The following is a 24041-nucleotide window of genomic DNA, read 5'->3' as shown; positions in this document are numbered from 1 at the left end:
GAGGTCATTTCTCACGACTTCTACTCTTGTTATACAAATTAATCAAATATAAATAAATATTAAGTGAATATGCATATTTCTGAATTAGATGAACTAGAAGCGTCGGTTAGCGATTTGCTGACGATGGCAAAGGTGGAGTTAGAACAAAATCGACTACAACAACAACGAGATCGTCAAATCCAAGAGGCAGTAGCCCAAATTGAAGCAAGATTGAAACCATTGCTGGCAAAAGTTGAGCAGATGTTGCAGGAATATGATCGCGAGGGGGGTAATCCAAACAGTGAAACTAGACAAAGGCTAGACAAGAAGGCCTCGGACATTCGTCAAGAAATATCGGAAGCACCTATTCTCGCGGCACAGCTAGCTGATCGCCAGTTGATTTTGAGTGAAGAAAGACTACTAGATGAAAGAATAACCGAACAAACTGCTCAATGGCGACAGGAGTTAAAAGCTGATTTATTGGAGATGATCGAAGAACAGCAGGATTTCTTTAGTGCCACAGATGCTTCAATTGCCGTGCGTGGATATGCCAATGACTTAAAAGCAATTGGGGCGCTTGAGGAAGTGGTCGAGGCATTGATCAATCAAATAAATTCCCACAGTGAAGAGGGCCCTGTTGCCCGTTTACGTGGTAGCCATGAGCAAACGCTAACTTTTATTTATAACAAGGCTCTTGAAAACCGCTCTCGTGTTGATCGCGCTCCTGATGTGCAACCGTCGGCAAGACATCGCAAGTCTGAAAAAAGACCTGCTTTGTATACGGATCTCAGTGGCAAGGTATTGGTATTTGGTGGTCATGATCGTTTACAGACGGCTGTCAAAAATCGCTTGCGCGATTCGGCAATTAATTTAATGTGGTATACCGAGCAGGATGGTTTGCAATTGGCGGCGCAGGGTGAGAGCCAAATTTCGGGTGGTGATCTGATTATTATTGTGACGGGTTATGCAAGTCACTCGCTGACGGAAAGAGCGATTGAGGCTTGTCGGCGAGCCAATAAAACTTACGAAATCGTGAATACTACAGGTATGACCAGATTGTTGGAAGTAATTGAATCGGGATTAAAGGCAAAGCAACTAGCGCGTCATTGGAAGCAAGGATAAATAGAATACTTAAAAATACCTGAAAAGGCATTGCTCAACAAGACTGGATATAAACATGAATACCGATCCTTTAAAATCACTCACTGCGGCTGATATTGATCGCATTATTGAAATGGCTTGGGAAGATCGCACCACCTTTGATACGATTTACGACCAATTTGGGGTTTCTGAGGCGGAGGTGATTAAAATCATGCGTAAGTCGATGAAGCGATCATCTTTTCTGATGTGGCGGGAGCGTGTCAGTGGCAGAACAACTAAACATGCAAAAACCTCTGCGGCGCAAAGGTTTCGTTGTAAACAACAGGATAAGCCCAAGACTCGCTAGTGTGGCGAGTATGGCAGTGTGGCTAACTATCATCGGCGTGCCAATGCCGAGTCTAATCCAGTTAGAACTAAGTGCGATCGCACAATCAGTGGATGACCTGCGAATACAGCAAATTACTGAGGCAATTTATCTCAAACAGTCGGGATATGACCGTTTGCAGAAGGCAGATCCACAAGGTGCGATCGCAGATTTGCGAAAGGCTTTAGAGCTATTTCAGAAATGGAAAGCCAAGGGTGGCGAACGCGACACCCTGAATTTCTTGGGAGAGGTGTATCTCAATACGGGGCAGTATGAGCAAGCGATGCTGCACTTTCAGCAAGCTCTACCAATAGCTATGCAAATTGCCAAATCACCTGAAGGCGATCCTACGGATGTTGCTTATACCTTGCAATACATTGCTGATGTCCATGACAAACAGAGGCAATATGAGCAAGCATTGCCGATCTATCAACAGGCTCTCGATATTTTCCGCGATCGCCTCAAATCTAAAAAAGGCGATCGCAATGCTTTACTAACCAGTGAAGGCTTGACTCTTTCGCGGATGGCTTCGATTTACTTCAAGTCTTCTAAATATGACCTTGCTCTTGCTAGTTATCACCAGATGCTCCCAATTGCCACAGAACGAGATGATCGCATTGGCAAAGTCCAAATCTTGAATAATATGGGAGTAATTTATGCCAATCAAACAGCATATTCACAAGCTTTAGGTTCCTATGAGCAAGCTTTGAGCTTAGTGCGATCGCTATGTTGTTATCGTGGTGACGAGGCAGCAATCCTCAATAATTTGAGTGCCTTATATTTTAGTCTTGGGCAAAATCGCCGCGCCTTAGAGTTGGCAGATCAAGCTAATAAAGTCTATTTGCAGTTGACTAGTAAGGACTTTGCAGGTTTAGAAAAGACTGAAATTGAGTTGCTGCATGATGTTTTAGGTGAAGATAACAGCAACCCCACCCTGAATAGTCGCGGCTTGTCGGTACGCGCAACCGTAGGAGATACTGCGAATCAAAATGTTACTGTTAAGGCAGGACAAGCAAATAATCTCAATAATCTCGCACAGCTCTATAGCAACAGTGGTAAATATGCTGAGGCAATTACACTTTTTCAAAAAGCCAAAGTAATTTATCAAGAAATTGGCAACGAACTCGGCATCGGTATCACCCTTGATCATATCGGTAGCACCTATGCACGACTGGGGCAAAGGGAACAGGCGATTGCCTTGTATCAGCAATCTCTGTCTCAGTATGAGAAAGTTGGCGATCGCACAGGAACGGGTGTAGCACTAAGTAATTTAGGTCGAGCCTATGCCAATTTGGGTAAGTATTCCGAGGCGATCACCACTTATCAAAAAGCTTTGAATATTGTGCAGGAAGTGCGTGATGTCAGTACTGAAGCCGTATTACTAGCAAATATTGGCGACTTGTTTGAGCAACAAAAACAACTAGAAATTGCGATCGCATTTCTTAAGCAGTCAGTAAATGTGCGCGAATCAATTCGGCAATCGCTCCGCATGTTGCCCCGTGAAGATCGGGCTGCCTATAAACAAAGTGTTGCCTATACCTATCGCCATCTTGCCAAACTGCTATTACAACAAGGTCGAATCTATGAGGCGTTACAAATCCTTGATCTGTTAAAAGTGCAAGAGCTACAGGACTATTTACGCGATGTTAAAGGCACTCAAAGCACGGCTATGGGGATCACGCTATTTACGAATGAACAAACCCTAATTAAGGCTGACCTCAAATCTTTGGTAAATGGCTCATCATTAACTAAGCAAATTCAACAAACCTCAGCAATACAGGGCGTAAATTTATCTTCATCGCGATCGCTATTAGCAAATGTACAGAAATTTGGAGATCGGGCTGCCTTATTTTCACCATTACTATTTGAAGATCAACTATTTCTTGTGCTTTTGCCAGCCAAATCTGCACCAATCTTACGATCCCTGTCAGTTAGCAGCAGTGAATTTAGTCAATTGCTTCAAGATTTTCGTGTAGATTTACAAGATCCTAGCTCTCTCGATGTCCAAGATTCTGCAAAACGGCTATACCAGTATCTAATTAAACCAATTGAAGCAGATCTCACCGCCGCCAATATTGAACTGTTGCTCTATGCACCTGATGGCCAGATGCGCTATATCCCTCTGGCATCACTCTATGACGGTAAGCAATGGTTAGTCGAGCGTTATAGTGTTAATTATTTGACTGCTTCGGGCTTTTTAGAATTGGCAACAGCGCCAAAAGCTCCCCTAAAAGTAATTGCGGCTGCCTTTACCCAAGGTGTAGTTAAATTTGCGATCGGCAATGAAAATTTCACCTTTACAGGTTTACCCTTTGCAGGTAAAGAAATTGAGGATATTTCTACAACAGTTCCCAACACGACTAAATTGGTCGATACATCGTTTAGCCGCAATGTCATTGCTGATCAATTTAGCAATTTCAACCTGATCCATTTAGCCACCCATGCCGCATTTGTGCGTGGCACACCAGAAGACTCTTTCGTTTTAATGGGCAATGGCGAGCGCCTCAATCTACGAGAGTTGCGCGAATGGAAATTACCCAATACACAATTAATCGTTTTGAGTGCTTGTCAAACAGCGATCGGTGGCATCGTTGGCAGTGGAGAAGAAATTCTGGGTTTTGGCTACCAAGTTCAACGGACTGGTGCAAGGGCTGCGATCGCCTCTCTATGGACAGTTAGTGACCAAGGTACTCAAGCGCTCATGAGTAATTTTTATCGACAATTACAGGATGGTCGCAACATTATTAATTCCCTACGACAATCCCAGTTGACACTCCTGCAAGCTACTCAGTTCGATAAATTTCAGCATCCTTATTTTTGGTCAGCATTTATTCTCATTGGCGATGGGAACTAACGCTGCAAATGGTTAAGCAACGCGGCGCTAGCGCTTGCTATATTTCTCGACAGTGGTTAGTAATTCTTTCTCGCCAAATGGTTTTGTCAAATATTCGGTAGCCCCTACCATTCTGGCTTTAACACGATCGATAAATCCATCTTGCCCTGTTAACATAATGATCGGAATCTTGGCAAAAGCATTAGATTTCCGCAGCATTCCGCATAGTTCGTAGCCACTTAGCTCTGGCATCGTGATGTCACACAAAATCAGATCGGGTTTGTTTTGGAACACAAGACCTAGGGCTTTAGTGGGGCTAGAGATTGCGAGTACCTGAAAACCATGTTTGTGCAGAATATATTCAACGGTGCGGCAAATGGTAACGCTGTCATCAATGCAGAGGACTCTTTGAACTTGTGCTTTTGGCGTTACATGGGTATCGGTGATGATCGGGGTGAGGGAGATCTGTCCATTTGCGATCGCATTAAAAATTGCTTGCCCCACTTGACAAATATTGAGTTCCGAATATCTCGCTAACTGCCGAATTGTGGTTTTGCCATCGATCCATCTGCTTAAATTGGGGACAGCCTCTGGCGATATCAATACAGGACATTGATTAATCGATTGAATCGCTGGATAAAACTGCTTCCATTGTTTGATTTGCTGTGCGTATTCAGCGCTGACTTGTGAAAATTTAAATCTCACCAACTTAGGCATGAGCGACGCACTTATTTCAAAAATAAATGTCCCTTGATGCAGATTGAGGATGTCAAATAACACCTCTTTGATCGTATTTGCCAGAATTAACTTTGCTTGCTGAGTGGTTAGGATTTGAGTTTCTAGTAATGCCCAAATTTGCTCATACTCCAACACGCTAGCCCCTAGTTTGGAGTTGCCCAATTGGTTGAGTGCCGATTCTAGTCCTAATCCATATAGATAGTCCTGTAGCCTCGTCAAATTGCGATCGGCATTAGTGGCATAGATTAATTCCCCATGATCAAAAAATAAAAACCAAAATTCTCCCGCATTGGACTCTATTAATAACTCACCAGTACGTTGTCCTAGCTCAATGAGGTTAATAATGGTAGTTATGTCAATTTCTCTGAGCGTGCCTTGCATGAGATGTTAGGGATTGGAGTTTTGTAAAGATGGTAATATAGAACACCTATGATGGGATGTCATTAATTCCCCATCATCTTAAAGCTTTTTAGTCGAAAACATAAAAATAAAAGCCCTGTTAAACAGGGCTTTTATTTTGGCAAGAATGGGCGGCGCTTCACGCCGTCCATCCTTGCCTATTTTTTATGGGTTGATAAGCTTTTGGCTTGACCTTACAAGTCAGGGGGCATTAGCACTGTATCAATGACATGAATGACACCATTACGGGCTTTTACATCAGCGGCAACAACTTTAGAGCTGTCAATTACCACGCCCTTATCACTTTTGGTTACTTTGAGAGAGCCACCTTCAACGCTTGGTACTAATGCTGAACCAGCAGCGATATCTGTGGATAGCACCTTGCCTGAGACAACATGGTAGGTCAAGATTTTAACAAGAACATCTTTGTTCTCTGGCTTGAGGAGTTCTTCGACAGTGCCTGCGGGTAACTTGGCAAAAGCTGCATCAGATGGTGCAAATACAGTAAACGGGCCTTTACCTGAAAGAGTATCTACCAATCCAGCAGCTTTGACTGCAGCGACTAGGGTGTTAAAAGAGCCATTAGCAACGGCAACTTGAACAATGTTTTTGTTGGTAGTAGTTGCAGCAACAGGCTTAGTCTTGGCAGGTTTTGTGGTGGTAGGAGTCTTAGAATGATTGTTGGCTAAGGATGGTAGTCCAACGAGAAGGCTGGCTGTTGCGATCGCAACACTAACGGTTTTAATCAAGAAGCGATTCGTTTTGTGTGTTTTCATGGAGCAAACCTTGAAGATTAGATAAGTTTTGTAAACCTTTCTTAATAATACACAAATAATTTTAGGATTACTAGTTAGTTCACAACCAAAATAAATGAGGATGGTGCTTCGCACCATCCTCATTTATTTTGGTTGTGAATGTTTACAGTGGTGGAATACGGGCAATCACGCCACTTTTTAAAGGCTCAGGACGCTCTTTCCATGCCAACATGCCATCGTGGCGATCGCAATAGGTGGCAGCACATTCAAGAATTGCGGCGGCAGTGTTAGGGAGATGATCAGCGTCGCTAGGTAAATCACCAAATAGGTATGAGTATTTACCCTCTGAGGCAAAGGTGACTACGCAAGCATGGCTACAGGCACTCATGCAGGACACGGCGCGAATCTCAAACTGCGATCGCAAATCCCAGTCCTGATGTAATTGCGATAATTCTTGAAGTAATATTTCGCCTCTACTGACACCAACTTTTTTGCCATTTTGCCAAGTGCTGGCGCAGGTCGTACAAACTAAGAGCCGATGAGTCATTTATCGTGATTAGGAGAAGAATTATATAGTGCGTCAAGCCTTGAGCGGGCATCATCAACATTAATGGATTTGATTACCATTAATGGCTCGTCAATATATTTACCGTCTTTATCCCATAGTTCAGGGTGAGCATATTGTGTCGCTACTCGACGATTACGATTTTGATAGTTGCGCGATTCGTTTTGAGAGAGCGAAATCATGCTGCGAATAAGATTACTAATCGCGAAGATGGAGAGGATCGTAAAAGCGAGGATGTAAAGAATCTGTACCATGTCTACTTTCCTAAAAAGATATGTAAATTAAGTGAATTAGTAAGGGAAATTTAAAATCAAATTCAAACTGGGAGCAGAGTACGCTATGGGAGAATCTGTTTCAAGTTTTAGATATTTATTCGATGTTGACTCGATACTTAAGAGGATTGATTACGATAGTAACGCATCCCCACGGCTTGACACTCCATGAGAAGCTCATGCCAAGGTTTCATTGTTGCCATATCAACACCAACTTGATGACCTGTGGCACTAAATAGGGCAACCGCCACACTCACTTCCTTGATTGCCTGTTCGACTCTTGCTAGTAAATTACGCTGTTCAGTCTCAGTCAAAAAGCTCAGTTTTTCCCTAGAGAGTAATTTCTGAGCGCGATCGAACCAGTAGTTAAAATCTTCTAGCAATGGCTCTAGAATTTGTCTGAGCATCTCAGCATCGGGATTGGCGGTATCACTCATGGTGCAGGTCTCAAGCAGCAAGGTTATCGCTGGGTATGGTTTTATTAAAGTCAGAATTTCTTATACAAAGCATTATAGCATTTTGTTACTTTTCTTAACATTAAACAAATCTTATGAGTTTTCAGTCTTCGGCTAACCTGATCGCCTTACAACACCTCATCGATGTGGTGGCAAAATTGCGATCGCCTGATGGTGGATGTCCTTGGGATTTGGAGCAAACCCCCGAAAGTTTGATTCCCTATGTGATTGAAGAAGCCTATGAGGTGGTTGATGCCATTCAAAGCGGTGATAGTAAAGCGATCGCAGAGGAGTTGGGGGATTTGTTGTTGCAGGTAGTCTTGCAGTCCCAGATTGCCAGTGAAACCAATCAGTTTGCGATCGCAGAAGTAGCTGAAGGTATCGCTCAAAAGTTAATTCGTCGTCATCCCCATGTATTTGGCGATCTCGAAGCCGGCAGCATGGAGCAGATTCATCAAAACTGGGAAAAAATTAAAGCGGAGGAAAAGGGACAGGATTTAGCCGAAACCCAAAAGCTAAGTTATAAACTCAATCGCTATGCGCGATCGCTACCGCCATTGATGGCGGGCATGAAAATTTCGCAAAAAGCCGCCGCAAATGGCTTTGAGTGGGACAATGCGGATGGTGTATGGGCAAAGTTTCACGAAGAGTTAGATGAACTGCGCCATGCCCTCGAACATGAGTCCGTGGAAAATCAACAGGCAGAACTGGGGGATTTACTATTTACCTTAATCAACGTGGCGCGTTGGTATGGACTCGACCCATCCGCAGCTTTGCAATCGACTAACCGTAAATTTATTCAGCGATTGCAAGTGATTGAGACACTGAGCGATCGCCCCATCGATAGTTTTACTGCCGAGGAGCTAGACAAACTCTGGAAACAAGCCAAGGCAAAGCTCAAATAAAAAAAGCACCCCGAAGGGGTGCTTTTTTTATTCCTGCTCGGCAAGTCTCGCCTGTAGCAATGGCACATAATTGGTGTACACATGCCCCAACCTAAACTCATCATCGTCTAAAACTTTCTGATGGAAAGGAATTGTCGTTGGTACGCCTGTGATCGCACATTCACGTAAAGCCCGCTTCATCCGTAAAATGGCTGCATTGCGATCGGTTCCCCAAACAATCAGTTTGGCAATTAGTGAATCATAGTAGGGTGGAATCACGTAATCAGTATAAACATGGGAATCCATGCGTACCCCCGGCCCTCCAGGAGGTAAATAGCCACTGATGCGTCCAGGATTAGGACGGAAATTGTGATCGGGATCTTCGGCATTAATCCGACATTCGATCGCATGACCACGAATCTCAATATCTCTTTGTTGGAAGCGAATTTTTTCGCCTTGGGCAACCCTTAACTGTTCGGCAATGAGGTCAATCCCCGTAATCATCTCGGTGACAGGATGTTCTACTTGGATACGGGTATTCATTTCCATGAAATAAAACTTGCCGTATTTGTCCAACAAAAATTCTACTGTCCCAACTCCCAAATAGTTAATCGCCTTTGCCGCTTTGACGGCAGCTTCACCCATTTTTTCGCGCAACTTGGGATTGACCGCACTGCTAGGTGCTTCTTCTAATAGTTTTTGGTGACGACGCTGAATCGAGCAGTCTCTTTCGCCTAGATGCACCACATGGCCATGCATATCTGCCAAGATTTGCACCTCGATGTGGCGTGGCTCTTCGATGACTTTCTCCATATAGACACCACCATTGCCAAAGGCAGCCTCTGCTTCACCTTGGGCAGCACGCAATAAACGCAGGAGATCATCGGCATGACTGACAAGGCGCATTCCACGACCGCCGCCGCCTGCGGTTGCCTTGATCATCACAGGATAGCCAATTTCATTGGCGATTTTGATGGCTTGTTCCTCGGATTCGATTAAGCCTTCACTGCCGGGAATTGTGGGGACACCCGCCTTTTGCATCGTCTTTTTGGCGGTGGACTTATCACCCATAGAACGGATGGAATTGGGGCTAGGGCCGACAAACATGAGGTTGTGATCGGCACAAATTTCCGCAAATCGGGCATTTTCTGATAAGAACCCATAACCCGGATGAATGGCAGTGGCTTTGTGGGTGAGGGCTGCGGAAATAATATTTGGGATATTTAGATAGCTTTTGCTGCTGGGTGAGTCACCAATGCATACAGCCTCATGGGCTAGCTGTACATGCAGTGAGTTGCGATCCACGTCAGAATATACGGCAACAGTCGGAATGCCAAGCTCTTCGCAAGTCCGAATGATGCGTAGGGCAATTTCCCCACGATTGGCGATCAGTAATTTGGCGATGGGAGCCATGTTTCAATTATCTTAATGAACAGCTATTGGTTAAGGGGTAATCAGTTTTAAGTTTTGATTTTAAGTTTTGGTGTGCAAACTATGACTTAAAGCCTTTGAATTTTAACTTTTTTTGGTCTTATCTACTGATAAGTTTGTGATGCTGACTGCCCCGAAGTTAAAGTCAGCATCAAAGCATTAGGCAGTTTCTTCAGGGATTGGTTCGTATAAAAATTCAAACAAATTATTGTCCAGATCTTTGCTGTAGAAAGAGGCTGTACCATCCCGATGCTCATGGATTGCCCCCACAAATACGCCCGCCTCGGTCAGACGTTGGTGATGGGCTGATAGCTCATTGCGATCGCAAAACAAAAAACCAAAGTGTGGCCCCGCGCTTTTATATTCGGGACTTAGCAATGCTAAGCCATCTTGCCCCGCCTTGAGATAAGCCCAGTCAGTGTCTTGCCAAGCTAGTTCTAAACCAAGATTTTGATAAAATTCGATCGCTTTGGGAATATCTTGGACTGCGATCGCTACATGTCCTAATCGTTTAAGTTTCATACTTTAGATTTCATATTTGAGATAATAGATAGTTGATTACGCAAATTTTTGGCTCTCCCAGAGGTGATTAGTGAATCAATCAGATCTAGGAGAGCCGTTTGTTTATTGTAATTGTTTGCATCTAAATATGATTTTTCCTACTTCAGCACATTTTCAAAATTTAAGCCCGTTTTAAATTAGTTAAACCAGTAATATTTCTAATATGCGGATTTTGGGAATGAGGCTGTGTGATTGCACTCAATTGCACAGCGATCGGCTGGATAGAGCGTGGCTGGGAAGGCAATCCGGGGGCATAGAACTCTAAGACATGACCACTGCGGCTACTGGTTACTAATAGATAATCACACTCTTCGCATTGGGTTTTGACGTGACCGAGATAGGAAAGGTGGTGGCGTTCGGCAGGTGATCCACAGTTGGGGCAACGTATAGACTCAATCATGTTAGATATCTCCCTAAAATTATAGGTAAATTTAAATTGTTGTTGATAAAGAAAATAGGAACTGATCTATTTAAGTTGTTTCGTTGTTTAATCAATACATTTCATTTAATGAACTAGAAGTTAGTGCATACTATGGCTTGATTAATAACGCTTGTGATGGAACTATCACAATATCAGTTTTTATATTTGTTAATATTGATGTCTAACAAACATACTTAAAAATCTTTCTAAAAGAATATTTACAAAGAGTTAAGTAACTGAGCGATTAATGTATAAGTTAAAAATGTAGGATTTAAACTTTTAAAATTAGTTTTGAGTATGTAGCGATTATATCGTCAAAAAAATGGGGATCATTGCCAGAAAAGCGATCCCCGTCTCAAACCAACTTAAGTTAGTAGCTAGAACTTCCTTGATTGCAAGCGATTGATTAATGCTTAAAAAATACTTAAAGATCAATATTCGCAAATTAACCCATACAAATCTTTACAAGGCTTTCGTAATTGGATAGATATTAATATTTTTTACAAACTCTGATATCTGAAATTTTTTTCTATCAAAGTTGCTCATAAATCAGGTGTTAGGTATACCCATATAGCACTTTGCGCTTACTTAAAAAACAGAAGAAATTTTAAAAGCGCGGCTTCGCCGCGCTTTTAAAATTTCTTTTGTAGTACCTACAAAACAATTTAATTGGCTTTCACGCTGAGGGTTAGGGTGATTGCACTTTTAGCGGTAGTAGGCAAGACTACGCCTTGTAGCGAGCGCTTGATTGATTCCACAAGATTTTGATCCTTGAGGGTGGAATTTACATCGTCGAGAATGATTCTGGTCAGTCTGCCATTTTGAACTGTGATTTCTAAGATCACATTGCCGTTGAGTCCAGCAGGAACTTTGACTGATTGCAATTGTTTTGCGATCGCAGCTTGGGCAGTCGCCACATCCGTACCCGTCAAACCTGTGAGCTGGACAACTTGAATTGGACTTTGAGTAACTGTTTTATCCTCTGCTCGCACGGTGTTCGAGCTATTGGGTTTAAGTCTGGTTTGCAGTTGATCGGCTCCTGTGATTGAAGGTTTTTCATAAAGCACAGAGCCTTGCAACTTACTGGAGGTGCTGAAGGATTGCGATGGCATTGGCGCAGCAGGCATCATTGCCCTTGATCTTGGAGCATTAACCGCTTGATCGGCGGTAATGCCACCAAAGACACCTTCATAGCTAACCCCTTGGGGCAGTTCTACAGGTACTTGGACAGTAATTTTGCTGCCATCAGGATTGACGCGCACTTCATCACTAACCGCGACAAAAGCGGTGTATTGCGATAGTAGGCGATAATTTAGTGCAGTCTGGGTGACAGCATCGACGAGGGATTTAACTTCGCCACCAAACATTTGATTCATCAAGTCTTTGATGCGGGCGCGTCCCCACAATTGGGCAATACCGAGATTGCTATTGTTATTGTCAAAGTTGACATTGAGGATTTGCTCATAGCGTTCACCACCTGCGGCGATACCTGTAATTTTGAGTTTGCCATTGCTGCGATCGCCTTTTTTGCCAAATAGCACGAGGGGTTGCTCGGCAAATAGATCGGGAGCATTGCTGGGGTAAATTTCGGGAGCTGCGCCATCACCTTCCCACTTGACCTGAATATTGGTAAGGACAGGATTGTTGATTTGGCGGAAGAATTTCTCAGCCACTGCTTGAGTTGGCTCATCTTGACGGACTACTTGGGATGTACCGCGACCAATTTCGGCGATGCGCTCTAGCAAGTAACGATTGGTGGAACTGCCTACGCCAAAGCTGTAGAGACGATTTCCTGATTTGAGATTTTTTTGGACGGCGGCGATTACTTCATTGTCATTACCGATATAGCCATCGGTGATTAGCACCACGCTGCGAAGTCTGCCATCCTTTGCCGCAGGAAATTTCATCACGGCATTAATCCCATTCATCAGCTCAGTGCCACCATTCGCATCAACTTGATCGATATATGCCATTGCTCTACGACGGTTGACGGCATTGTTGGCGAGGGGATAACTAGAAAGCTGGCGGGTCGTATTCGAGAAATCAATGATTGTAAATGTATCGTTGGGATTTAAGCCATTGATGAAGCGACGCATTAATTCCCGTGATTTGATAATCGGATCGCCCGACTGCGAGCCTGATGTATCCATCAAGAACACGACATCCTTTGACACAATTTGCTCAGGTCGATAGTCGATCGCAGGGATAAGATAAGTCGCAAAGTGTGCGCCCTGCTCGGTAGTAGTGGTCAGCACAGTTGGCTCGGTGCGATCGCCACTCACTTTGTAACGCACAACCAAGTCTTTGTTGGGAATATTGTCGCCATTCGCTAGCTTGAGTTGGACGGTTTCGCCACGATTTTGTACATCAAGGCGATGGGATGTGGAATAAAGATTACGAATGGGTACGCCTGCATCGATTTGTAAGCTCACAGTAATGTCGTTGCCCGATCGTGTTTCAGGACGCAGGACAGGTGGTGTGATGCGGGATGCATCAGGAACTTGGAGCGTGTTGCCCTGTGGATCGATCGCAGTTCCGGGAATATAGCGGGGACCAACTACCATCGGGAACACAAATTCATAGTCGCCTTCTTCAAATTTCAGGCTTTCGGTGTAGCGAATCGTGACCTTGATTTGTTCCCCCGGCTTAATATTAGCGAGGGACTGCGTGAAGATATTGTCTCGTTCCTGCTCTAATAAACCTGCGGTACGTCCCTCTTGACGGGCGCGTTCATAAATTTCCTTAGCTTCTTCCCGCCTTTTAATGTCACCCTTAATGATGCGATCGCCAATCTGAATTTCCATATCATCGACGGCGGCTTGGTCGGGCAATGGGAAGACATAGATTGCCTCTAGGGGCTTGTCGTAGGGATTTTGGAAGGTTTGGGTAACTTCTATTCGGGAGATATTTCCCGATATTTGTCCTTTGACATCGGTGTTGGTGAGGGTAAAAGCCTGTTGCTTGCGATCGCTAGTTTGGACATACAGCCCACCCGTGGGGCGCTCTTTTGCGGGGGAAACACGGGAATCGCTAACGGGTTCGATAATTCCTGATTTAATCATGGCAACATTATTTCGTGAGGAATTGGAAAGGGGATTAGATTGCGCTGGGGTGCGACAGGCGATCGCCACGGTAAGAACAATCGCGGCGGGTACGGCAATCAAAACAGGCTTAAGTAGTTTCATGACAATTTACTCCTCATAACTTGCGATACCGCTCAAGAACTGGATGCTGCAAGTTATTAATTATTTATCTAATTTGAGTTTGTCACTAATTTTTAGTGTTAGCTTTGCAGTTGCAATTTTTGTAACAATAAAAAAGAGAGTTGCGAAGCAACTCTCTTTTTTATTGTCTTAATCCGTTTCCACTAATTATTCAAGGAAGGGATTAACAATCACGGTTAGAAATGATTCCGCTTGGTAAAGTCGTTTTACATAACTTTGCCGTTGCTAACTGAGCCTCCGACACATTGGCACTGGTGAGATCGGCTTCTGTGAGGTCAGTTTTGTCAAAGATGGCATTACTAAAGTTGGTCAACAGCATTTTGGTACGGCGTAGGTTGGCATAGCTAAGATTGGCATTGCTCAAATCGGCACGGCTGAGGTTAGAGAAGGTAAGACTCGCGCCGACTAAATTGGCATTGCTGAGATCTGCCGCCAGCAAGTAGGTATAGTCCAATTTACTAACTGGTAAATATGCGCCCGTCAGATCGCAGGATTGACAACTTCTAGTAGTTTGGAGTGCTAAAATTTGCCCCTGATTGGCTGCCCACGCAGGGAGGGGAAACAGTAGCAATATAAGGATTGCGATCGCAAAAAATAGGCGATATTTCATAGTCAAATCTCTCCTAATTTCGATTTTAAGAACTGCACAACTTATACCAAAACACAAAATGGCTACGCCATTTTGTGTTTTGAAAATCCTGAATGGGTTTGGTTTTAATTCATGGAAGTGTGACCACACTTCCGTGAATTGGTTTTACTCTATCTAATCAATGGTGACAATGACAGGGGTATGATCACTGGGTTGGGTGAGTTTACGGGGTTCGACATCGATCACGCAGGCGGTGGCGCGATCGCAAAGAGACTGCGTAAGGAAATGATAATCAATCCGCCAGCCACGATTACGGCTAAAGCCGCCAGATCGATAGTCCCACCAGCTATAGTAGCCACCTGCGGTTTCAAATTTGCGAAATACATCTTTAAAGCCAAGATTTAAGACTTGCGCTAGGGTTTCTCGTTCAATGTCGGTAGCCATGACCTTGTTTTCGCGACCCTTGGGGTCATAAATATCAAGATCTGCGATCGCAACATTAAAGTCTCCGCAAATCAGGACATCGTTATTTTGGGATAGCAGGGTTTTTAAGTAGTTTTTTAAAAGCTTCAGCCAACGCAATTTATATTCATATTTCTCACTGCCAACTTCTGAGCCATTGGGAACGTACATATTCACAATTTGAATGTCGCTAAATTTAGCGGTAATTAGCCGTTTTTGCTCATCGAGACTAGGGTCTTCAAGATCGCCTAACACCGATGCAAATCCAGTTTGGATATTTTGCAATTGCGATCGCGAAATTAGGGCAACACCGTTATAGGACTTTTGACCATAGATATAGGTTTGATAGCCCAAATCTGTAAATGGAGTATGGGGAAAGTCGGCATCAATCACCTTAGTTTCTTGTAAACAGAGGACATCCACATCAGGGTTTGCCTGTAACCAATCACAGATATGCGTAATTCTGGTGCGGACTGAGTTAACGTTCCAAGTGGCGATTTTCATAAATTATTTGTATTTGTATTTCTCAGCAAAACTCGATTGATATCCTAGCGTTTTAATTCTTTTTAAGGACGCTGTATCACCAAGCCTTCGCCTATCGCAATATGGCACAATGTGGACAGCTGTTTATTTTGAATTATTTGAGCTTGTCTACAATGGTTACCCACAATAATATTGCTGAGTTAATTCGTACTGCCCTCCCTGATGCCAAGGTTCAGGTTGATGATCCTAACAATGATGGACAACATTTCACTGCGATCGTGGTCGCGGAGCAGTTTGAAGGTTTATCCATGATTAAGCAACATAAATTAGTCTATGGTGCAATCCAACATCATCTCGATAGTGGTGCTGTCCATGCGTTGCAACTCAAGACCTATAGCAAGTCTCAATGGGAAAGTATGCAGGTACAAGTGATGTAAAACTGTCCCAAACTCAAAAGCGATTGGCGACACTAAGTGATGCCAATCGCTAACGCATAAAAAATTATGGATTTATTCTAAAAATAGGATTGAAAGGGACTAGATACAATACCAATTAATTTGCCAATTTCCTTGATGAAATAATCTTCTTGACTAGTCCAAAGTGTTTTCGCTTCAAGACGTAAAAATTTCCAAATTATTCCTGTTGTCACGACCCCATAAATAGGCAAGCTGTTATTGATTCTGGCATTAAAACATTGCACTGTCACCATTTTGGCAATACTTATTACGAAAGTATTTGGTCAATTTGAGAGAGGTAGTTGCTAATCAAGTTTAAGTTTTGGGGCGCTCGCAAATGATAATTTTAAACCTGTTGCATGGTGAGTGTGGTTTGTTATATTTCAGATGGTTGGGCTTTAATGATTGTTTCATTTGCTTGTAAAGAAACCGAAAAGATTTGGCAAGGCTTGCGATCGCGTAAGCTACCATCAGATATACAGGAAAGAGCTTTACGCAAACTACGTCAACTTGATGTATCTGCTAATCTGGAAGATCTGCGTGTACCACCTGCCAATCATTTAGAAGCACTGGTTGGTGATCGCTTCAGACAATACAGTATTCGCATCACTAAGCAATGGCGACTCTGTTTTGTTTGGCAAAATGGAAATGCTTATGATGTTGAGATTGTTGATTATCATTAGGAGGAAAGGCAATGGAAAATATTTTACTGCGTAATCCTCATGTTGGCGAAATCTTGCAATATGAGTTTTTAGAAGAATTAAATATTAGTACAAATAGTTTGGCTGAGAGTTTACGTTTACCTTATTTGAGTATTCAGCAAATTATTCAAGGTAAGGCTCCGATGACTGCGGATGTTGATTTACGTTTATGTCGCTATTTTGGGTTGTCGGATGGTTATTTTTTGAGGTTGCATTATGCCTATGAGTTGATGGAAGCAAAAAGGAATTTAGGCGATATATTGTGTCAAATAGTCCCGATTGCAGCGTTACATTAGATAATCATCCCAGTAAAAGATCGCAATCAAGTTTGCTTAAGTGTTAAGCCAAGTATGTTGCAAAAGTCTTTGGTTAAGTTGAGTGTCCCATTTGCTAGTCAACCAAAGAGAATTTAAAAGCAATCTCATCTGTTATGTCTTTGATGATGACATGATTTGTTTAGCTTGTGATTCCAAACCCTTCAGTTTTTGAGTTAAATTATCTTTAGCTTCTGGATCGTCAGTTTTTTTGATTAATTTACGAACTTTATACATTTTTAAATGTTGTCGATTAGGGAGCTTCATCTCACCTTGTGGCGTTAGTATAACTCCAGTTATTTGACGAGGTTGTTTGCCAGAGTAACGCTTCTCCTTAGATTTATTGACAGATAAATCGTTACTATAAATCTTCTTTTTGACTTCCCAAATTAGTTTTTCTGAAACATTCTGTCCTGAGATAGTTACATCATCTATGTAAAGACTTAACTTGCAATTTGCATTTTCAACGAGTTCATTAATTTCATTCCACATATCGATATATGCAAAATATGCAATTAAAGGACTTGAAGGACTACCTGTGGGTAAATGATCTTTAAAAGTCAATAATTTCGCTAAAATACTAGCTACATCTGGAGAGCATTGCATTTTCTTATGAAAAAACCAGTACACTCGTCTTGATGGAGTAGAAGAAAAATAATTTTGTATATCAAGAGTTACGACTACATTCGCATTCGTGTGAACCTTTGCATTGCTAATATAGGAACAATCTTTTTTAGGGCTATGTAAGTAATCAGGACATTTTATTCTTTTGAGAATATCCTCAATTTGTTTTTGAACTTTTTTTAAGTCATATCTTGGCTTTGCCAACAACCTACTTTTACCAGATTTTATGAATACGTCTTCTATGTATAAATTCTCTGAATCTATAAGAATCTCAAGCTTACGCTTACTAATCCATAAGACTTTAGCAAGTTTAGTTTGAGATGTTAAACGAAAAAATGGAGACTGATTGAGATCGTATCTAGAATACTTATTCTTTAACTGTGGCATCATAAGCTGATCTTTCAGCGATAAAGTTAAGAATAGCAATGACTTTAGATGATATAAAAGTCTTCAACTTATCAGTCTTAACATCAGATTCTATATTTTCCGAGAAAAATAGAATTGATGACAAAGGAATATCAAAAATATTTGAATATCGATTCAGCAAATCAAGCGTCGGCTGTTTTTTACCAGATTCAATCTCTGACAAATAGGATTTAGATATACCTAGCTTTTCTGCAAGATCTTTTTGTGATAAATCATGAAATACTCTCATCAACCTTAGAGCTTTATTTAACATATCTAGCTTCCTTGGATTAGAGGTTTATAGAAGTTGTATAGAAGGGTAATAAGCTTACAAAACTTAAGAGAAGAATTCAAGGAATTTTTCTACTAGACATTTCAATAGTTTGTAAGCACTATAGATTTGACTACCAAGTTTAATTAGTGAACGCAGTGTCTCTGGTTTGCGTAGCTTCTCCAGCCACTGACGCTTGCTAGATTGTCTTGATTTTGGTTTTTTGGACTTATTCAGATGTTTATCGGATTGAGAAATTGTCTTTTTAGACTTTTTCATAAGAGATGTCTCCTGTATTGTTTATTTACACTCAATCTCTTGCGAGAAATGAGCGTGCCTTAAATAAACCTAGAGAACACCCGTTTTAACCCTTCCTATACAGAGCGCATCCAGTGCCTAGGATGCGCTAGTGTGCGTTGTAGTAACACATTGTAGGTACATAAAGTAACACTATTTTTGCGTTAATCAAGGAACACAGCAGAAAATGAGCTTGCATTTTCCTCAGATTACCGAAGCAATCTAGTAAGTGGCATATCTCTTTTAATCCGACTTTTTTAATATAACATAATTTCGCTAATAAGGTTCGCTGCCAGCGAACCTTATTTATAGATGTTTGAGGCGATTGCAGCTTTGATGTTGTTGGTTTGTTGAGTGCGATCGTTTGTGTGGCGAGGTTGTGGATACTTTAGGCGATCGCTTTGTGATTTAGTTTAAGTGATGCTATGAAGATCAAAAACTAACTTTCTGGTTCGCTGCTAATTTCAATATCTAGAGTATCTTCATCAATTTGGATATACAACACATTTGGTTGGCAACATACCTGACAATCTTCCACATAGGACTGTTGCATTCCAGCACTGAAGTCAACGAATGTCATATTGGGTTCCCCACAAAAAGCACAGTTATATTCGACAGTATCTTGCATAATTTAAAAATTAGTCATAATTGTACGCAATTTGATGATTGATTTGAATATTTCTCAAAGTAGTTAGAATTTTGATGAGATCGTTTGTGTAATGAAAGTGTCGATGTTTGAGGCGATCGTTTTTTGATTCAGATTGAGATAGTAGGGGCGATCGCTGTTCGTGTAAGTTTTGTGAATGGTTTGCCAATTTTTGCTCCCATCTCATGATTCTGACATGGGACTTTTCTAGCACTCTTCCACTACCTCTGATTCCCATTCCTTCACTTCTCATCTTCAGTGCAAAAGAAACCTCCTCTGCGAGTGTTCTCAGCCTTGATATTGGCGTTCCTTCGCTAAATCTCTTGCTGTATCCTTTGCAGAAATAATTCTGGAGCGCTTTGCCATCTTAGTGATGATGTTTCCCATTTTTAATTATCTTTTGGCTTTGGCAGTGGGGGCATTCCATAGCCTTCTCCTTGGCTCTGCCTCTATTTTCTCATATCACTAATTTACTGAGCATTGTCTATGATCGAGTAAAGGATAGATTCCTAAATTGTAGAAAATCGCCACTCTTCCAATATTAATTAAAAAGAAATACTCTGTAACATTCGGTCTTGCTGTTGTAGCATTGCCTCTAGGCTTTCGTCGTCAGGATGATCCCAACCCAATAGATGTAATAAACCATGGGCAGCCAACCATGCTAATTCATAGGTGAGCGAGTGTTCTCGCTCCTCAGCCTGACGCATAGCCGTAGTTTGGGAGATGATAATATCTCCTAAATAGGTTGGCTCTACATAGTCATCCTCCTCATCACTAGGGATGTCTGGCATATCTGATTCGAGTGCTGCAAAGGATAAAACATCGGTTGGGCAATCCTTTTGCCGATATTGCCAATTCATTTTTTGAATAGTTGGGTCATCGGTGATCGCCAATGCCAACTCGTACTCATCCTCTGTGATCACATTTTGCGATCGCAGATACATCTCCCAACTAGCAAACCATGACTGCCACTGTTCCACTGCGATCGGATGGCAATCTGCAATTTCGGGATAAATTTCACAATACAATTCAATACTCAAGTTTTTATCACCTCGTTAATCATATAAATAAGTAGTCGGGCATAATTAAAAATTAGAGCAAAAAACTGTGGTGTACACTGCACATTCGCCATAGATTTTTGGCTTTTATGTTTAATTGTATTCAGTTAATTATTTAAGCTTAAAACTGTTTTTCTGAAGAATTATCACGATCAAAATGCTTAACATAATTCGCAGCAGTTTAGATCCAATTTAAATCAGGAAAAAACAAGAAAAGACATTAATCAAATTTCAGAAATATCATTATCCACAGTATTTTTGTCAGAAAATTATTCTGTAAAAAAATAGATTTAATGAAAAACAATTGCCAAACCTAATAAAGCTCCAAACACTCCGACAATTGTCAGAAAAAAATGAAAAAGAGATGTACCACCTTTTTTGACCATATTCCGCATCGCAAGTTTCACGAAACTAGCATCCTCTTTGCCTTGAAGCCCATCTTGCGATGACCTAGTAGCTTTGTCAAGATCCCCTTGAGTAGTTGAACTGGGTTGATTGTTTGAATTAGTATTCATGCTTTTTGTGTCGGTAATCAAAAAAATAGTTTGCAAATAAATTTGCAGTAAGCTGACTCGAACTATAGTTATTATTTAGAAATAGATTTAACAATCATGCCTTAAAAAACAATAGATTGCCAAAGCCTTTGATGGAAAATACATGATTAGCCTATTGACTTAAAAGCTAAGTTATGTAGGCGCAACAAAAAATTATTGTTTGTGGTTTCTCTTAAAGAAAATTTACTGTCAACACTTGACATAGCCTATAGAATGAATCATGTCATCTTTAATTAGGATGATATGTGCAAAGCGCTAAAACAAGTATAAGTAATTTTGCTGTTGTGTAGTAAGGTTTGCATAGGCAGAATTTAAATGCCAAACATAGTTAGCTCAAGGAGAACATTACTATGGCAGTCGAAAAAGTCAACTCTTCCTCTAGTCTAGCGGAAGTCATCGATCGGATCTTAGATAAGGGCATTGTTATTGATGCATGGGTAAGAGTCTCTCTAGTGGGAATCGAACTATTGTCAATTGAAGCTCGTGTCGTTATCGCATCTGTGGAAACATACCTCAAGTATGCTGAAGCAGTTGGTCTCACAGCATCGGCGGCAGTACCTGCGGCTTAGTCACATTTACTACTAGCATCGCTAGCAGTAAGTCGCTAAACAATAGATTATTAGCCTACCGATTTTCTTTTCTACCCCTTTCTCACCAAAAACTCTCTTGTTAGATTATTGCTGACAAAGCAGTGTATTTTTGGCAGGGTAGTTACACGGTGGGAAGGGGGATCATTTTATGAAACTTGCGGCGCTTGGGAAATTTGGTTTATTTTGATTTGTTGTGATTTGTTTTGATTTTTAGAGTAGTGAATTAGAGGTTAATGTTATGGCTTCTTTGATGCAAGGATTTGCAGAAGCAAGGCAGAGACGACTACAGGATAGAGCAGATTTTCTGTCTGAACAGCAGCTAGCACGGGAACAGAGGGAAAGAGATCTACAGGCTCAAGCAGAAGCAACTGCTAAATATTTAGCTCATGCAGAGCAAACTCGTCTTGCTTGGGAACAGGGCAGACAGGCGATTGCCGAAAACGCACTCGAATCACGTCGAGTCGAGATGCAACAACGCGCAGAACAAGTCGCAGAATATTTGGGGGATTTAAATACTAATCGTACTGAGCAAGCTGCTGCTGATAGTGAGCAACGCGCTCAAGAGGTAAGAAGTCGCACCTTTAAAATGCGATCGCAGCTAAAACACATTCACAAAGCCCGCATTCGTGCAGGTAAAGCCGACCTTGCCCAACGTCAACAACTGGTGCATGATCGCGCCGCCCTAACCCTAATGCAGATTGAAGAACTCAACAAAACTCGCCTTGCCAATGCTGCTGCTGCCGCCGCCCAAAGATCGCAGGAAGCACAATCCAGAGCTGCCGAGGTTGCTGAACAAATTCAAGCAATTAATGAACAACGCCTCACCCAAGCGGAGCAAGATGCTAGTTCTAGAGCGCAGGAATTTTGCGATCGCGCCGCTGATGTCAAATCATCGTTAGAGCAACTAGAAGCCAATCGCCTTGCTCTAGCAGCATCTCAAGCTCAAAAATTACAAAACTTCCGCACCCAATTACAGGAATCAGTATGGGGGGGCGACCGCACAACTGCCGTTAGTCCTATACCTCAGCCCAGAGAGCCGAAGGTAATCAGCAAACCCATGGCAGAAGTAACGACCAGTGCTGCTAGCTCCGCCAAGTCAAAAAAGAAAAACAATAAATCTGAGACTGTTGCTGTAGTCCCTGAGCCTGAAATCGTCAAGCCCATTGAAGTTGTCAAAGAAGCACCTAAAACCTCTGGCAAAATCGAGCAGTTTGTGGTTGACTATGTTGCTCAATTATCAACAAACTCTAGTCTGTTAGAAGTCGTCAATGATCGGGATACCGTCAGAGACCTGCTAGCACAGGGAGCCAATACGCTCAAAGTTGATCCCTCTGATATTCTTAACACTCTGCTACAAATGGCAGAAGGCTCATCAACATGACCACTGTTCTCCATGCCAATGCGCGTCAGTTTATTAGCACTGACTTCACCAAGCAAATAGTCCGTCGCGCCCTACGCTATCTTCAATCAGGCTTTGCCATTCATTTGCGTGGGCCTGCGGGTACTGGCAAAACTACGTTAGCAATGCATCTTGCAGGGCTAGTGGGTAGACCAATGGTCTTAATCTATGGAGATGAGGACTTACGCTCGTCGCAACTAGTCGGCTCTAATTCAGGCTATACCCGCAAGAAAGTAGTTGATAACTACATCCACTCAGTTCTCAAGGTCGAAGATGATCTGCGTCAAAGCTGGACTGATTCGCGCCTCACCTTAGCAGCTAAGGAAGGGTTCACACTGATTTACGATGAGTTCAATCGCTCACGACCAGAAGTAAATAACGTCCTCCTCAGTGCGCTAGAAGAAAAACTGATTGTATTGCCTCCCGATAGTTCGCAAACAGAATATGTGCGCGTCCATCCCATGTTTAGGGCGATCTTTACCTCTAATCCTGAGGAATATGCGGGTGTGCATCCTACTCAAGATGCATTACTTGACCGAATGATCACAATCAATATCGGTGAAGCTGATGTCGAAACTGAGAAGCAAATCTTGGTCAATCGGGTGGGACTCGATCGTAATCAAGCCCTGAAATTAATTAATTTAATTAGAGGATTTCGTCGTCAGGTGGAATGTAGCAAAGCTTCGAGCTTACGTGCCTGTCTGTTGATTGGTAAGATTTGCCATGAACATGAGATTACGGTCTCTGGTAAAGATGAGGATTTTCGGGATCTTTGCTTCGATGTGTTGATTTCTCGCTATGGTGATGGTAAGCCTGAGTCAGAACTCGGTCTCGCTAAACTATTGGATCAAATAACTTAAATGTCTCAAGCGCTTAGACCTCAAGCAATCAAAACCAGTACCACTGGCTCTTCCCTTGCCGATATTCTCGAAAGAGTATTGGACAAGGGAATTGTCATTGCTGGTGATATCACAGTGTCGGTGGGCAGTGTGGAATTACTGAGTATTCGGATTCGCTTGCTAGTTGCCTCTGTCGATAAAGCTAAAGAAATCGGGATTAACTGGTGGGAGTCTGACCCCTATTTGTCATCAAGAACTCAAGAGTTACTTGCTTCTAATCAACAGTTACTAGAGAGAGTCAATCTGTTGGAAAGAGAACTCGCCGCAACCAAGCAACTAGAATCATAAAAAAGGGAGAGCGCTTAGCGCTCT

The 24041-nt window shown here is 42.1% G+C and carries 29 protein-coding genes; 11 read left to right on the top strand and 18 right to left on the bottom strand.

Going from position 1 to position 24041, the window contains the following annotated elements; genetic code table 11:
- Nucleotides 1-69 precede the first annotated feature (69 nt).
- Genes H6F41_RS01935 through H6F41_RS01925 form a run of 3 tightly spaced genes read left to right on the top strand, consistent with a single transcriptional unit; the run spans nucleotide 70 to nucleotide 4298 of the window.
- Nucleotides 70-1101 (top strand): DUF2325 domain-containing protein, encoded by a 1032-nt coding sequence (locus H6F41_RS01935; protein ID WP_190401794.1) that lies wholly within the window; start codon nucleotides 70-72, stop codon nucleotides 1099-1101.
- A gap of 55 nt (nucleotides 1102-1156) precedes the next feature.
- A complete protein-coding gene (locus tag H6F41_RS01930) occupies nucleotides 1157-1426 on the top strand; it encodes a TIGR03643 family protein (RefSeq protein ID WP_190401793.1) in 270 nt (89 codons plus the stop codon).
- Nucleotides 1427-1436: 10 nt separating this feature from the next.
- The gene (locus tag H6F41_RS01925) at nucleotides 1437-4298 is read left to right on the top strand and encodes a CHAT domain-containing protein (RefSeq protein ID WP_190401792.1); all 2862 of its coding nucleotides are present in this window, start codon (nucleotides 1437-1439) and stop codon (nucleotides 4296-4298) included.
- Between the two features lie 27 nt (nucleotides 4299-4325).
- Here the strand turns inward: H6F41_RS01925 and H6F41_RS01920 are convergent, their stop codons facing one another.
- From H6F41_RS01920 to H6F41_RS01900, 5 genes are all read right to left on the bottom strand, one after another.
- Nucleotides 4326-5396, bottom strand: coding sequence for a response regulator (locus H6F41_RS01920; RefSeq protein ID WP_190401791.1), 1071 nt, complete (start codon nucleotides 5394-5396; stop codon nucleotides 4326-4328).
- Nucleotides 5397-5608: 212 nt separating this feature from the next.
- On the bottom strand, nucleotides 5609-6190 hold the full coding sequence (locus H6F41_RS01915) for a fasciclin domain-containing protein (RefSeq protein ID WP_190401790.1): 582 nt from the start codon (nucleotides 6188-6190) through the stop codon (nucleotides 5609-5611).
- A gap of 142 nt (nucleotides 6191-6332) precedes the next feature.
- On the bottom strand, nucleotides 6333-6716 hold the full coding sequence (locus H6F41_RS01910; protein WP_190401789.1) for a DUF1636 domain-containing protein: 384 nt from the start codon (nucleotides 6714-6716) through the stop codon (nucleotides 6333-6335).
- Entirely contained in the window at nucleotides 6713-6988 is a 276-nt protein-coding gene (locus H6F41_RS01905; protein WP_190401788.1) for a DUF2973 domain-containing protein, read from the bottom strand. Before H6F41_RS01905 ends, H6F41_RS01910 begins: the two co-directional genes overlap by 4 nt.
- 137 nt (nucleotides 6989-7125) lie before the next feature.
- Nucleotides 7126-7443 carry a DUF2605 domain-containing protein gene (locus H6F41_RS01900; RefSeq protein WP_190401787.1) on the bottom strand — a complete coding sequence of 106 codons (318 nt, stop codon included), beginning with the start codon at nucleotides 7441-7443 and terminating at the stop codon, nucleotides 7126-7128.
- Nucleotides 7444-7556: 113 nt separating this feature from the next.
- On the opposite strand from H6F41_RS01900, the gene mazG reads away from it, so the two are divergent.
- Nucleotides 7557-8366 (top strand): nucleoside triphosphate pyrophosphohydrolase, encoded by an 810-nt coding sequence (gene mazG, locus H6F41_RS01895; RefSeq protein WP_190401786.1) that lies wholly within the window; start codon nucleotides 7557-7559, stop codon nucleotides 8364-8366.
- A 27-nt stretch (nucleotides 8367-8393) separates the two neighbouring features.
- Here the strand turns inward: mazG and accC are convergent, their stop codons facing one another.
- The 6 genes from accC to xth all read right to left on the bottom strand — a co-directional run bounded on the left by accC (nucleotide 8394) and on the right by xth (nucleotide 15537).
- A complete protein-coding gene (gene accC, locus H6F41_RS01890) occupies nucleotides 8394-9758 on the bottom strand; it encodes an acetyl-CoA carboxylase biotin carboxylase subunit (protein ID WP_190401785.1) in 1365 nt (454 codons plus the stop codon).
- Nucleotides 9759-9935: 177 nt separating this feature from the next.
- Nucleotides 9936-10298 carry a VOC family protein gene (locus H6F41_RS01885; protein WP_190401784.1) on the bottom strand — a complete coding sequence of 121 codons (363 nt, stop codon included), beginning with the start codon at nucleotides 10296-10298 and terminating at the stop codon, nucleotides 9936-9938.
- Nucleotides 10299-10458: 160 nt separating this feature from the next.
- On the bottom strand, nucleotides 10459-10737 hold the full coding sequence (locus H6F41_RS18865; protein WP_190401964.1) for a hypothetical protein: 279 nt from the start codon (nucleotides 10735-10737) through the stop codon (nucleotides 10459-10461).
- A 686-nt stretch (nucleotides 10738-11423) separates the two neighbouring features.
- Complete coding sequence (locus tag H6F41_RS01875) at nucleotides 11424-13943, bottom strand: VIT domain-containing protein (RefSeq protein WP_190401783.1); 2520 nt, start codon at nucleotides 13941-13943, stop codon at nucleotides 11424-11426.
- A 202-nt stretch (nucleotides 13944-14145) separates the two neighbouring features.
- Complete coding sequence (locus tag H6F41_RS01870; RefSeq protein ID WP_190401782.1) at nucleotides 14146-14592, bottom strand: pentapeptide repeat-containing protein; 447 nt, start codon at nucleotides 14590-14592, stop codon at nucleotides 14146-14148.
- Between the two features lie 153 nt (nucleotides 14593-14745).
- Entirely contained in the window at nucleotides 14746-15537 is a 792-nt protein-coding gene (gene xth, locus H6F41_RS01865; protein WP_190401781.1) for an exodeoxyribonuclease III, read from the bottom strand.
- Nucleotides 15538-15689: 152 nt separating this feature from the next.
- Here xth and H6F41_RS01860 point away from each other — a divergent pair, with 152 nt between their 5' ends.
- Nucleotides 15690-15953, top strand: a complete 264-nt coding sequence (locus tag H6F41_RS01860; protein WP_190401780.1) for a BolA family protein — start codon at nucleotides 15690-15692, stop codon at nucleotides 15951-15953.
- Nucleotides 15954-16030: 77 nt separating this feature from the next.
- On the opposite strand, the gene H6F41_RS01855 is transcribed toward H6F41_RS01860, so the two are convergent.
- On the bottom strand, nucleotides 16031-16225 hold the full coding sequence (locus H6F41_RS01855) for a hypothetical protein (protein ID WP_190401779.1): 195 nt from the start codon (nucleotides 16223-16225) through the stop codon (nucleotides 16031-16033).
- A gap of 147 nt (nucleotides 16226-16372) precedes the next feature.
- On the opposite strand from H6F41_RS01855, the gene H6F41_RS01850 reads away from it, so the two are divergent.
- Both H6F41_RS01850 and H6F41_RS01845 read left to right on the top strand, forming a co-directional pair.
- On the top strand, nucleotides 16373-16654 hold the full coding sequence (locus tag H6F41_RS01850) for a type II toxin-antitoxin system RelE/ParE family toxin (protein WP_190401778.1): 282 nt from the start codon (nucleotides 16373-16375) through the stop codon (nucleotides 16652-16654).
- Nucleotides 16655-16665: 11 nt separating this feature from the next.
- Complete coding sequence (locus H6F41_RS01845) at nucleotides 16666-16968, top strand: HigA family addiction module antitoxin (protein ID WP_190401777.1); 303 nt, start codon at nucleotides 16666-16668, stop codon at nucleotides 16966-16968.
- Nucleotides 16969-17100: 132 nt separating this feature from the next.
- Here H6F41_RS01845 and H6F41_RS01840 read toward each other — a convergent pair whose 3' ends face one another.
- The 6 genes from H6F41_RS01840 to H6F41_RS01820 form a co-directional block, all read right to left on the bottom strand.
- Nucleotides 17101-18000 carry a reverse transcriptase family protein gene (locus H6F41_RS01840; protein WP_199288623.1) on the bottom strand — a complete coding sequence of 300 codons (900 nt, stop codon included), beginning with the start codon at nucleotides 17998-18000 and terminating at the stop codon, nucleotides 17101-17103.
- Entirely contained in the window at nucleotides 17978-18289 is a 312-nt protein-coding gene (locus H6F41_RS01835) for a helix-turn-helix transcriptional regulator (protein ID WP_190401776.1), read from the bottom strand. Before H6F41_RS01835 ends, H6F41_RS01840 begins: the two co-directional genes overlap by 23 nt.
- 733 nt (nucleotides 18290-19022) lie before the next feature.
- Nucleotides 19023-19211 (bottom strand): CPXCG motif-containing cysteine-rich protein, encoded by a 189-nt coding sequence (locus H6F41_RS01830; RefSeq protein ID WP_190401775.1) that lies wholly within the window; start codon nucleotides 19209-19211, stop codon nucleotides 19023-19025.
- Between the two features lie 385 nt (nucleotides 19212-19596).
- A complete protein-coding gene (locus H6F41_RS19465) occupies nucleotides 19597-19656 on the bottom strand; it encodes a transposase-like zinc-binding domain-containing protein (protein WP_456356044.1) in 60 nt (19 codons plus the stop codon).
- Nucleotides 19657-19774: 118 nt separating this feature from the next.
- A complete protein-coding gene (gene ybeY, locus H6F41_RS01825; protein WP_199288622.1) occupies nucleotides 19775-20269 on the bottom strand; it encodes an rRNA maturation RNase YbeY in 495 nt (164 codons plus the stop codon).
- A gap of 308 nt (nucleotides 20270-20577) precedes the next feature.
- A complete protein-coding gene (locus tag H6F41_RS01820; RefSeq protein WP_190401774.1) occupies nucleotides 20578-20802 on the bottom strand; it encodes a DUF3285 domain-containing protein in 225 nt (74 codons plus the stop codon).
- 389 nt (nucleotides 20803-21191) lie between these two features.
- Here H6F41_RS01820 and gvpA point away from each other — a divergent pair, with 389 nt between their 5' ends.
- From gvpA to H6F41_RS01800, 4 genes are all read left to right on the top strand, one after another.
- Complete coding sequence (gene gvpA, locus H6F41_RS01815) at nucleotides 21192-21410, top strand: gas vesicle structural protein GvpA (RefSeq protein WP_009626980.1); 219 nt, start codon at nucleotides 21192-21194, stop codon at nucleotides 21408-21410.
- Nucleotides 21411-21669: 259 nt separating this feature from the next.
- Nucleotides 21670-22812: a coiled-coil domain-containing protein gene (locus H6F41_RS01810; RefSeq protein WP_190401773.1), complete on the top strand. Its 1143-nt coding sequence runs from the start codon at nucleotides 21670-21672 to the stop codon at nucleotides 22810-22812.
- On the top strand, nucleotides 22809-23690 hold the full coding sequence (gvpN, locus tag H6F41_RS01805; RefSeq protein ID WP_190401772.1) for a gas vesicle protein GvpN: 882 nt from the start codon (nucleotides 22809-22811) through the stop codon (nucleotides 23688-23690). The genes H6F41_RS01810 and gvpN overlap by 4 nt, the downstream gene beginning before the upstream one ends.
- Entirely contained in the window at nucleotides 23691-24017 is a 327-nt protein-coding gene (locus H6F41_RS01800) for a gas vesicle protein (RefSeq protein WP_190401771.1), read from the top strand.
- The last annotated feature ends 24 nt before the right edge of the window (nucleotides 24018-24041 follow it).

The organism is Pseudanabaena mucicola FACHB-723 (genome assembly GCF_014696385.1).
Lineage (GTDB): Bacteria > Cyanobacteriota > Cyanobacteriia > Pseudanabaenales > Pseudanabaenaceae > Pseudanabaena.
The sequence above is the reverse complement of the archived record's forward strand: the minus strand, read 5'-3'. Positions and strand labels throughout refer to the sequence as shown.

What these genes read in the sequence shown, in the direction of transcription:
- H6F41_RS01935 (WP_190401794.1), top strand. Translation starts at nt 70, where the DNA reads ATGCATATTTCTGAATTAGATGAACTAGAAGCGTCGGTTAGCGATTTG.
- H6F41_RS01930 (WP_190401793.1), top strand. Translation starts at nt 1,157, where the DNA reads ATGAATACCGATCCTTTAAAATCACTCACTGCGGCTGATATTGATCGC.
- H6F41_RS01925 (WP_190401792.1), top strand. Translation starts at nt 1,437, where the DNA reads ATGGCAGTGTGGCTAACTATCATCGGCGTGCCAATGCCGAGTCTAATC.
- H6F41_RS01920 (WP_190401791.1), bottom strand. Translation starts at nt 5,396, where the DNA reads ATGCAAGGCACGCTCAGAGAAATTGACATAACTACCATTATTAACCTC.
- H6F41_RS01915 (WP_190401790.1), bottom strand. Translation starts at nt 6,190, where the DNA reads ATGAAAACACACAAAACGAATCGCTTCTTGATTAAAACCGTTAGTGTT.
- H6F41_RS01910 (WP_190401789.1), bottom strand. Translation starts at nt 6,716, where the DNA reads ATGACTCATCGGCTCTTAGTTTGTACGACCTGCGCCAGCACTTGGCAA.
- H6F41_RS01905 (WP_190401788.1), bottom strand. Translation starts at nt 6,988, where the DNA reads ATGGTACAGATTCTTTACATCCTCGCTTTTACGATCCTCTCCATCTTC.
- H6F41_RS01900 (WP_190401787.1), bottom strand. Translation starts at nt 7,443, where the DNA reads ATGAGTGATACCGCCAATCCCGATGCTGAGATGCTCAGACAAATTCTA.
- mazG (WP_190401786.1), top strand. Translation starts at nt 7,557, where the DNA reads ATGAGTTTTCAGTCTTCGGCTAACCTGATCGCCTTACAACACCTCATC.
- accC (WP_190401785.1), bottom strand. Translation starts at nt 9,758, where the DNA reads ATGGCTCCCATCGCCAAATTACTGATCGCCAATCGTGGGGAAATTGCC.
- H6F41_RS01885 (WP_190401784.1), bottom strand. Translation starts at nt 10,298, where the DNA reads ATGAAACTTAAACGATTAGGACATGTAGCGATCGCAGTCCAAGATATT.
- H6F41_RS18865 (WP_190401964.1), bottom strand. Translation starts at nt 10,737, where the DNA reads ATGATTGAGTCTATACGTTGCCCCAACTGTGGATCACCTGCCGAACGC.
- H6F41_RS01875 (WP_190401783.1), bottom strand. Translation starts at nt 13,943, where the DNA reads ATGAAACTACTTAAGCCTGTTTTGATTGCCGTACCCGCCGCGATTGTT.
- H6F41_RS01870 (WP_190401782.1), bottom strand. Translation starts at nt 14,592, where the DNA reads ATGAAATATCGCCTATTTTTTGCGATCGCAATCCTTATATTGCTACTG.
- xth (WP_190401781.1), bottom strand. Translation starts at nt 15,537, where the DNA reads ATGAAAATCGCCACTTGGAACGTTAACTCAGTCCGCACCAGAATTACG.
- H6F41_RS01860 (WP_190401780.1), top strand. Translation starts at nt 15,690, where the DNA reads ATGGTTACCCACAATAATATTGCTGAGTTAATTCGTACTGCCCTCCCT.
- H6F41_RS01855 (WP_190401779.1), bottom strand. Translation starts at nt 16,225, where the DNA reads ATGGTGACAGTGCAATGTTTTAATGCCAGAATCAATAACAGCTTGCCT.
- H6F41_RS01850 (WP_190401778.1), top strand. Translation starts at nt 16,373, where the DNA reads ATGATTGTTTCATTTGCTTGTAAAGAAACCGAAAAGATTTGGCAAGGC.
- H6F41_RS01845 (WP_190401777.1), top strand. Translation starts at nt 16,666, where the DNA reads ATGGAAAATATTTTACTGCGTAATCCTCATGTTGGCGAAATCTTGCAA.
- H6F41_RS01840 (WP_199288623.1), bottom strand. Translation starts at nt 18,000, where the DNA reads ATGATGCCACAGTTAAAGAATAAGTATTCTAGATACGATCTCAATCAG.
- H6F41_RS01835 (WP_190401776.1), bottom strand. Translation starts at nt 18,289, where the DNA reads ATGTTAAATAAAGCTCTAAGGTTGATGAGAGTATTTCATGATTTATCA.
- H6F41_RS01830 (WP_190401775.1), bottom strand. Translation starts at nt 19,211, where the DNA reads ATGCAAGATACTGTCGAATATAACTGTGCTTTTTGTGGGGAACCCAAT.
- H6F41_RS01820 (WP_190401774.1), bottom strand. Translation starts at nt 20,802, where the DNA reads ATGAATACTAATTCAAACAATCAACCCAGTTCAACTACTCAAGGGGAT.
- gvpA (WP_009626980.1), top strand. Translation starts at nt 21,192, where the DNA reads ATGGCAGTCGAAAAAGTCAACTCTTCCTCTAGTCTAGCGGAAGTCATC.
- H6F41_RS01810 (WP_190401773.1), top strand. Translation starts at nt 21,670, where the DNA reads ATGGCTTCTTTGATGCAAGGATTTGCAGAAGCAAGGCAGAGACGACTA.
- gvpN (WP_190401772.1), top strand. Translation starts at nt 22,809, where the DNA reads ATGACCACTGTTCTCCATGCCAATGCGCGTCAGTTTATTAGCACTGAC.
- H6F41_RS01800 (WP_190401771.1), top strand. Translation starts at nt 23,691, where the DNA reads ATGTCTCAAGCGCTTAGACCTCAAGCAATCAAAACCAGTACCACTGGC.